At 42.5% G+C, this 4,051-nt stretch carries 3 protein-coding genes and 4 tRNA genes; 6 read left to right on the top strand and 1 reads right to left on the bottom strand.

Annotated features, from left to right (window positions below; all coding sequences use genetic code 11):
• Positions 1-162: 162 nt before the first annotated feature.
• Together murB and birA are read left to right on the top strand one after the other, a co-directional pair.
• Complete coding sequence (murB, locus tag HH682_RS15275; protein WP_214238341.1) at positions 163-1,194, top strand: UDP-N-acetylmuramate dehydrogenase; 1,032 nt, start codon at positions 163-165, stop codon at positions 1,192-1,194.
• Positions 1,191-2,153 (top strand): bifunctional biotin--[acetyl-CoA-carboxylase] ligase/biotin operon repressor BirA, encoded by a 963-nt coding sequence (gene birA / locus HH682_RS15270; protein WP_214238340.1) that lies wholly within the window; start codon positions 1,191-1,193, stop codon positions 2,151-2,153. The genes murB and birA overlap by 4 nt, the downstream gene beginning before the upstream one ends.
• 11 nt (positions 2,154-2,164) lie before the next feature.
• Here birA and coaA read toward each other — a convergent pair whose 3' ends face one another.
• Positions 2,165-3,118 (bottom strand): type I pantothenate kinase, encoded by a 954-nt coding sequence (coaA, locus tag HH682_RS15265; RefSeq protein ID WP_214238339.1) that lies wholly within the window; start codon positions 3,116-3,118, stop codon positions 2,165-2,167.
• Positions 3,119-3,545: 427 nt separating this feature from the next.
• On the opposite strand from coaA, the gene HH682_RS15260 reads away from it, so the two are divergent.
• From HH682_RS15260 to HH682_RS15245, 4 genes are all read left to right on the top strand, one after another.
• Positions 3,546-3,621 (top strand) — tRNA-Thr (locus HH682_RS15260).
• A gap of 10 nt (positions 3,622-3,631) precedes the next feature.
• Positions 3,632-3,716 (top strand) — tRNA-Tyr (locus tag HH682_RS15255).
• Between the two features lie 181 nt (positions 3,717-3,897).
• A tRNA-Gly gene (locus HH682_RS15250) sits at positions 3,898-3,972 on the top strand.
• 5 nt (positions 3,973-3,977) lie between these two features.
• A tRNA-Thr gene (locus tag HH682_RS15245) sits at positions 3,978-4,050 on the top strand.
• Position 4,051 lies beyond the last annotated feature (1 nt).

Here is a 4,051-nt window from a genome sequence, read left to right as displayed (position 1 = left end):
CATGCGAGAGTAGGGAACTGCCAGGCATCCAATAAGACAAAAAGGCCATCCTTACGGATGGCCTTTTTGCATTGGAAAACAATACCCTCTTGTTGTGTTTATTGAAAAAAATCTCGCCAAATCAGGTAAACTAGTCAGTGATTATCCTATCAAGGTGAAGCCATGACTTGTCCGCAGACCTCTTTAAAAACCTTAAATACATTTGGCCTTTCTATCTGTGCTGAGCGTATTGTCTATGCCACAAATACCGAAACCCTTATTGAGAGCTGGCAAGCTCATAAAGAAAAGCCATGGCTGTTGATGGGGGGAGGCAGTAATGTACTATTCCTCGATGATTTTGAAGGGACGGTAGTCGTCAATAAGTTAACGGGAATAAGCGTAGACCAGACGAAAGATGATTGGCTCATTCATTGCGCTGCGGGTGAAAATTGGCATGACTTTGTTCAATTTACTATTAAGAAAGGGATGGCAGGGCTAGAAAACTTAGCACTGATTCCAGGCACGGTAGGATCTGCACCCATACAGAACATAGGCGCTTATGGTGTTGAATTGAAGGATGTATGTGAATATGTTGACATCCTAGACCTTAATCGTAATCACTCACTAAGATTAACGAATGCAGAATGCCTTTTCGGCTACCGAGAAAGTATTTTCAAACATCAATATCAGCAGGGATATGTCATTACAGCAGTAGGCTTTCGCTTAGCAAAGGAATGGCAACCAAATCTCTCCTATGGGCCTTTGAAAGCAGTAGAAACCTCTCTGACAACACCACAATCCATTTTTGATAAAGTGTGTGAGATACGACGTAGTAAACTTCCTGACCCAGCTAAAATAGGTAATGCAGGTAGCTTTTTTAAAAATCCTATAATCCCTACGCAAGATGCTGAAGTAATTAAACTACGCTACCCCGATGCACCCTTCTACCCACAGAGTGAGGGCGAGGTGAAAATTGCTGCAGGTTGGTTAATCGATCAAGCAGGCCTTAAAGGTTATGTGGCTAATCGCGCAGGGGTACATCCTCAACAAGCGTTGGTATTGATTAACTTAGGGCATGCTCAGCCCGAAGACCTGATAAGTATGGCGAAATATGTTCGCGATACCGTTTATAAGCAGTTTGCCATTTGGTTGGAGCCAGAGGTGAGATTTATCGGTCGGCAGGGCGAGGTTAATGCAGTGGAAACCCTATCATGAAAGATTACAGCGTGACTTTAAAGATCATGGCTATTTTGGCCGATGGCGAATTCCATTCAGGTGAGCAATTGGGCCAAGAGCTCGGGATGAGCCGAGCAGCGATCAATCAACATTTAAAAATTTTAGAAACTTGGGGAGTTAGTACCTATCGTGTGACGGGTAAGGGCTATTGCTTGTCAGAGCCCATTAACCTACTCGATCAAGAAATTATTTCTCAACGCTATCACACGGATAATGTTGAGGTGATCCCTGTTATTGATTCCACTAATCAGTATTTATTGGATAACATTGATAAGCTTAATACAGGGGATGTCTGTTTAGCTGAATATCAACAAGCTGGCCGGGGTCGGCGTGGAGGGAAATGGTTTTCTCCCTTCGGCGCTAACCTGTATTTATCGATGTACTGGCGTCTGGAACAAGGGCCGGCTGCAGCGATGGGCTTAAGTCTCGTTGTGGGAATCGTGATAGCAGAGACTTTAATTGAGTTCGGCTGTCATGACGTGAAAGTAAAGTGGCCAAATGATCTTTATATTAATAACCGCAAGCTTGCAGGTATATTGGTTGAAATGACCGGTAAAACCGGTGATGTTGCACACATAGTCATTGGTGCCGGAATTAATATCGCTATGAAATCAGATGCTGCATCGCCGATAGATCAGAACTGGACCAGTCTTCATCAAGAGGGCATTGTGACGGATAGGAATGCGCTTTCTGCTGCAATGATTACCAATCTACGTATTGCATTACAGACCTTCGAAATTCAGGGAATGACTCCCTTTTTACCACGCTGGCATGCATTGGATAATTTTCTCAATAAACCGGTGAAGCTGATTATAGGTGAAAGGGAAATTCACGGTATCGAACGAGGTATTAATGAATTCGGTGCTCTAATGCTGGAGCATGAAGATGAAATAAAAGCTTGGGTTGGCGGGGAGATTTCACTCAGAGCCGCCAACTAGTATAAGGGGAGTTATTTCCGTAAACTAACCGTGCTTACTGCATGCTTAAGACTCTTCGATAGAATAAGATTAGCCCGCTCTCGAGTGGGCGATATATTTTCACGAAGATTCAGCCCATTGATTTCATCCCAAAGCGTTGAGGCGATAGCCATCGCTTCATCAATCGTGAGTTGTGAGTAATGGTGAAAATACGAATTAGGATCACTAAAAGCACCTTCCCTGAATCGTAGAAAACGGTTGATATACCATTGTTTAAGAAGCTCTTCAGGTGCATCAACGTAAATCGAAAAATCCACAAAATCACTGACAAAGACCCGATGTGGGTCATGTAAGTAATCCATACCACTCTGCAACACATTTAAGCCCTCAAGAATTACGATATCCGGAGCTTCGACAACTTTTTGTTCTTCAGGAATGATGTCATAAGTCAGATGCGAATAGACTGGCACAGTGAGTTTCTCTTTACCCGCCTTAATATCCGCAACGAAATTAACTAAGCGATGCATATCGTATGACTGGGGAAACCCTTTCTTCTTCATCAATCCACGCTCTTTTAATAGAGCATTCGGATGAAGGAAGCCATCCGTTGTAATCAACTCGACTTTACGATGTTCAGGCCAGCGGCTAAGTAAAGCTTGTAAGACACGGGCAGTGGTGCTTTTACCTACAGCAACACTCCCTGCAATACTGATTATATAAGGAACTTTTTTGCGGTCTGTACCGAGAAACTTTTTTACTACATTTTGGTGGTTTAGGTTTGAGCTGATATAAAAATTGAGTAGACGGGAAAGGGGAAGATAAATTTCGGCCACTTCACTCAGTGACAAATCTTCATTAATTCCTTTCAACTGCTCAATGTCTTGTTCATCAAGTACTAAAGGGGTCGATTCACGTAATGCTGCCCAATGTTGGCGGTCAAAATGCAAATAAGCTGAGGTCAAAGGTGACGAATCGATTGTATTCATAATTATACGTCTGACATCCGTAACTCAGTATGGCGAAAAAAAAGCCGGAAGGTGAGTTAACTAAACGAGTTAAAAGAATTATATCTCTGGAGGTTATCACCTGTCGTGAACAGTACAAAGCAAAAAGATGTTAATACCATGATAATTTTATATTTTTTATATGTTAAAAATAGAGTGTGGGCTGATAAAATTGAGTTTATATAGCAGATTGAAGTGAGAAGTGAGTCTTTGTGGCTAAGCGTTTTGTTAAGTGTTCGGTTCAAGAGCAATAGCTCTGTTAGTAATAAAATAGTTAATTTCGTTTAATTTATAAACTAAAAACGACTAAATTGACCTATTTTGAATAAAGAGTGAGCGAACGGAAAAAAAACTGAATTTTTTAGTTGCATGATTTTCTAACTCCCCATAGAATGCGCCTCAACTTGATGCCGACTTAGCTCAGTAGGTAGAGCAACTGACTTGTAATCAGTAGGTCACCAGTTCGATTCCGGTAGTCGGCACCATTCAAGTTAAGGTGGGGTTCCCGAGCGGCCAAAGGGAGCAGACTGTAAATCTGCCGTCACAGACTTCGAAGGTTCGAATCCTTCTCCCACCACCATCTCAACTACTTTTGTTGAGGCATAGTGAAGTAAAAAGCTTTAAGATAAAGCAATTTTCCTCACACCGGTTTAGACTGGTAACAGTCGAAAGTCGGTCAGTTTATCTGGCAGACTCGAATAATAAAAGCCATTTTATTATTCATAAGCTACAGAAAGATCCAGGTAGCAGAGTTCCAGGATGCGGGCATCGTATAATGGCTATTACCTCAGCCTTCCAAGCTGATGATGCGGGTTCGATTCCCGCTGCCCGCTCCAGATGTGCTGATATGGCTCAGTTGGTAGAGCGCACCCTTGGTAAGGGTGAGGTCCCCAGTTCGACTCTGGGTATCAGCAC

The sequence above is a fragment of the Rosenbergiella gaditana genome, assembly GCF_018494065.1.
GTDB classification, from domain to species: domain Bacteria; phylum Pseudomonadota; class Gammaproteobacteria; order Enterobacterales; family Enterobacteriaceae; genus Rosenbergiella; species Rosenbergiella gaditana.
The sequence above is the reverse complement of the archived record's forward strand: the minus strand, read 5'-3'. Positions and strand labels throughout refer to the sequence as shown.

What these genes read in the sequence shown, in the direction of transcription:
- birA (WP_214238340.1), top strand. Translation starts at nt 1,191, where the DNA reads ATGAAAGATTACAGCGTGACTTTAAAGATCATGGCTATTTTGGCCGAT.
- coaA (WP_214238339.1), bottom strand. Translation starts at nt 3,118, where the DNA reads ATGAATACAATCGATTCGTCACCTTTGACCTCAGCTTATTTGCATTTT.
- murB (WP_214238341.1), top strand. Translation starts at nt 163, where the DNA reads ATGACTTGTCCGCAGACCTCTTTAAAAACCTTAAATACATTTGGCCTT.